This is a genomic window from Bartonella sp. SD1336NMGDW, from assembly GCF_042193565.1.
Taxonomy (GTDB): Bacteria; Pseudomonadota; Alphaproteobacteria; order Rhizobiales; family Rhizobiaceae; genus Bartonella; species Bartonella grahamii.
This window is the reverse complement of sequence record NZ_JBHILW010000042.1, coordinates 1-3607: the sequence shown is the minus strand read 5'-3', so window position 1 is coordinate 3607 and position 3607 is coordinate 1. Positions and strand designations below refer to the sequence as shown.

The following is a 3607-nucleotide window of genomic DNA, read 5'->3' as shown; positions in this document are numbered from 1 at the left end:
TTGCTGTCTTTAAAGCATTCTCTGTTTGCTTTTGCCGTTCGCTTTGCTTGCCAAGGTGAAATGCCTTGGCTAAAGCCGCTATAAAGCAAAACTTCTCGAGACAGATATCATTGGTTCTGGAACACCGATACCTCTTAATTTTTTCAAGAAAAAAAACAAAACGCGGCGTAACTTACACAATGTTTGGAAAAAAGAAATCTTGCCTCATGGTTTTATCAAGGGTAGGAGTTTTCCAAAGCGTGTTGATTTTAAAAAGATGAAGAGTAATGTTTTTCAAAGAGTAGACGGAGGTAAATTCCCCATTGCAAAACAAGAAGGATCATCAATTGCTGGAGTGATGTCCAAACCAGAAATCACAAATTCTATCGCACAATATGCCAGTGAAAGATTAACTAAAAACATACAGAGACAACTTAAACGTCAAGAATACGGTGCTAATAAGAAAGCTAAATAATGTTCTCAAGCTTTATCTACCTATCCCATATCCTTATAAGTTTATGCATTACACACTTTGATTGCAATTTTAAAAACAAATTATCACTTATGCTTTGTTTTTTTATAAAAAAGTCAATAAAATCAATATAAAAGATACTTCCCAGCGAATTAGCTTCGTTACGGGGCAGGCTGCGTAAACTATTGCTAGCGACAGAATTTTCAAATTAACTGTACATTGTACACTTAACTCATTGATAAATAATTATTTCAATATGCACACTGTACAGTATATAATTATTTTGAGATGGAAATTATTTTTATTCTCGACATTATTGCGTCAATGTATATTTTTGAATCAGGTGCCTAAGAAACACCTTAAATCGATAGCGGATAGATTACCGACACAATCTCTTCTCCGCACATTAGAGACTTTGACTCATTATATGCTACATGCATATAATGGATTTGTCGGGTGTAGTTACGCTATACAATACTCTTTATGGGCCAAGCGTAACGACGGATTATCGACTGTGTTTCTTAGCGCTCAGCATTCTTCTGGAATGTCAACAAGGAACCTTAATCGATAGGATTTCACTATGAACACTCTTATAGAAATTAAAGAAATGGTTATTGATAGAGAAGCTGTTCAAACCGTCAATGCTCGTGATTTGCATGAATTTTTGGAAATTACATCAAAATTTGCAGACTGGATTAAAAATCGTATTATAGAATGCAAATTTCGAGAAAATATAGATTTTATAGTTTTTTCTAAAAATTTAGAAAAAGATTGCCTAGCGTAAAATACCACAATACATTAGGCATGGCAAAACACCTTCAATGATCGAGCGTAATGATAAAGGTCATTAACCAAAAGAGTATTTTATCGAATGTGAAAAGCTTGCAAAACAAGTAGCGACACCGCAAATCGATTACTCCAAGCCCGAAGCATTACTTGGCATCTTGATTCAACTACAAAATCAAATCGAACAGAAAGATAGCATCATTGCAGAATTAGCATCCAAAGCAGACGCGCTTGAGAGCTTAAAACCTTCTGATGGTTTGTTCAGTCTTATTGAAGGGGAAAAATCCTTGAAGTACGACCAAAGGACTTAACAGATTACTTGCGTAAACATGATTGTGTGTATCGCCGTGTTCCAAGTAATCCATTATACCCTATCAGGATAAAATCAAGAAAGGATTTATGGATTATCCTGCTATCACTATTCAAAGACCTAATGCTACAGAAAAGGTACTGCCTTCAACAAAAATTACACCAAAAGGATTAGCATATTTGAGAGAACAAATCTTTGGGGGTGTGCAATGAAGGTAGATACCAGTTTTTTATGCGATTTATGGATAACGTTGTTTCACTTTGTTAATTGTGAATATGTAGATAACAAAAATTGTAGTGCTCTGGTCGACATCATGGGCATAGTAGAAAAAGCTTTGATTTTAAAACTTCAAGATGAGGTGCCGAATATTACAAAGATTCTTGCAGTTCTTACAGATTTTGGAACTTCAGAACTACCGCATAGCATGAATCCGTTATTGCAAGCTTATGCTCCTACTTTGGAAAGTCCTGTTGTAAAAGCTGCTTAACTTAAAAACACAACTCCCCTCCCCGTTCTCAAAATGGGGAGGTGGTTTAAAGATCAAGTTTTGAATAGGAGCCAAGACATACTAAAACCAATCGATCTTGAGCAATCAAGCGATAAATCAACACTAAGTCAGGTCGAATATGACAATCTCGATAATTGCTCCAATTCCCAGTCAATGCATGATCATGATATCGAGGTTCTAAAGGCTGGTCATTTGCTAATGCTGCAATGATTTGGCGCAAATCAATATCTAAAAGATGTCGATACCATCCCTTCATTTCACGCTTGAAATCACATTTGAAGATAGTGGTGCGTTCAATCGTCCACATATAGATCATCAAATAATTCGTCTACGGAATGAAACTTTTTTAAGTTGCCTTCATCTAATTCCGTAAAAGCCGCTATGGTTTCCGCATTGGGTTGAAACAAGAAGAACGGAATAGATTTATCTTGTGCAATACGCGTCATCAACACTCTCACAACATCACTTACTGATAAACCTGAAGCTTGAATAACTTGATTAGCGATATTTTGAATTTCTTCTGGTACACACGCCTAAAGCATACGACTAGCTGCCATAATGATCTCTCCTCTTGTAACTGTATTCCAGTGCAATACAAGTGGAGTTTAATTTCAACCGCAAAATATTTGGCTTATCTGATACGCCGAAAACCCCATTTCTCAATATGGGAAGGAAATCAAGGCAAGGCGAAACTATGAATAAGAAGCATCGTGAGGGGATATCGGTTCGTGCGTTTGCAAAAAAGATGCGTGTTTCACATAATGCAGTGGTTTCTCGGATAAAGACAGGCAAATTTGATGCGGCTCTTTTTGAAGATGGTTCTGTCAATGAAGCCGTTGCAACAAGCAAATCCAACAAGCACCCTACCCCATTTTTAGCGCCTGATGGACAACCGCGAACAAATATCAAACAAACCTCTACAGAGGATGCCAATGAATACAAGATAAAACTGGAGCGAATGCAAATTGCGCTTGAAAGCGAAAAGATTGCCCTTGAACGCTTACGCGAAACAACCGTTGATCGAGAAGAAATGAAAAAGGCAGCGCGTGAGTTTGGAAGAGTACACCGTGATGCCATGTTGAATTTTCCTCATCATTTTGCTGCAAGCATTGCTGCACAAGTTGGATGTGATGCCGCCAGCCTTATTGGTGTTATTGATTATTACATGGGCACAGCTTTGCTTGAGGGGGTTAATATTCCAGTACCTTTCATGATCCTCATTCTCCAGAGTTAGAGAACTTGCAAGAAACGAATAATGAATGAAAATACAGTCGAAGAATTTTTCGCCAATGCCAATGACGCACGACAACCAGACCGTCTGAAGCAGATCAACGCGCCGTGATTACAGTACGCTTATGCACTGTAAAAGCTTCTGAACTGCTATTGGACAGATGCCATCACAGATGAGCAAAAGAAAGCAGCCATTCAGTCATTAGAAGACCATAACAACAATTCTATTGCGATAGGAGAATGCACACATGGATATGAACTTTTTTAAACATGATGCTTTCTCAAGCATCACAATGATGAAAGCCATCGAAAACTATGAGTT

At 37.5% G+C, this 3607-nt stretch carries 3 protein-coding genes and 4 pseudogenes; 5 read left to right on the top strand and 2 right to left on the bottom strand.

Annotated elements, in window-relative coordinates; genetic code table 11:
* Window positions 1–85: 85 nt before the first annotated feature.
* The 3 genes and pseudogenes from ACFIKH_RS08740 to ACFIKH_RS08730 all read left to right on the top strand — a co-directional run.
* A pseudogene (locus ACFIKH_RS08740) lies at window positions 86–454 on the top strand (hypothetical protein); the annotation flags it as partial.
* A 577-nt stretch (window positions 455–1031) separates the two neighbouring features.
* Window positions 1032–1759: pseudogene (locus ACFIKH_RS08735) on the top strand (antA/AntB antirepressor family protein).
* Window positions 1756–2034 carry a hypothetical protein gene (locus tag ACFIKH_RS08730; protein WP_375671500.1) on the top strand — a complete coding sequence of 93 codons (279 nt, stop codon included), beginning with the start codon at window positions 1756–1758 and terminating at the stop codon, window positions 2032–2034. The pseudogene ACFIKH_RS08735 and the gene ACFIKH_RS08730 overlap by 4 nt, the downstream one beginning before the upstream one ends.
* Window positions 2035–2080: 46 nt before the next feature.
* Here the strand turns inward: ACFIKH_RS08730 and ACFIKH_RS08725 are convergent, their stop codons facing one another.
* Both ACFIKH_RS08725 and ACFIKH_RS08720 read right to left on the bottom strand, forming a co-directional pair.
* Window positions 2081–2362 carry a type II toxin-antitoxin system YafQ family toxin gene (locus ACFIKH_RS08725; RefSeq protein WP_375654011.1) on the bottom strand — a complete coding sequence of 94 codons (282 nt, stop codon included), beginning with the start codon at window positions 2360–2362 and terminating at the stop codon, window positions 2081–2083.
* Window positions 2349–2546: a type II toxin-antitoxin system RelB/DinJ family antitoxin gene (locus tag ACFIKH_RS08720; RefSeq protein WP_375670476.1), complete on the bottom strand. Its 198-nt coding sequence runs from the start codon at window positions 2544–2546 to the stop codon at window positions 2349–2351. The genes ACFIKH_RS08725 and ACFIKH_RS08720 overlap by 14 nt, the downstream gene beginning before the upstream one ends.
* Window positions 2547–2749: 203 nt before the next feature.
* On the opposite strand from ACFIKH_RS08720, the pseudogene ACFIKH_RS08715 reads away from it, so the two are divergent.
* Window positions 2750–3318 (top strand): annotated as a pseudogene (locus ACFIKH_RS08715) (hypothetical protein).
* Window positions 3319–3360: 42 nt separating this feature from the next.
* Window positions 3361–3553, top strand: a pseudogene (locus tag ACFIKH_RS08710) (head decoration protein); the annotation flags it as partial.
* Between the last annotated feature and the right edge of the window lie 54 nt (window positions 3554–3607).

Excerpts from the sequence above, each read along its gene's own strand:
- ACFIKH_RS08725 (WP_375654011.1), bottom strand. The coding sequence starts at position 2,362 with ATGTGGACGATTGAACGCACCACTATCTTCAAATGTGATTTCAAGCGT.
- ACFIKH_RS08730 (WP_375671500.1), top strand. The coding sequence starts at position 1,756 with ATGAAGGTAGATACCAGTTTTTTATGCGATTTATGGATAACGTTGTTT.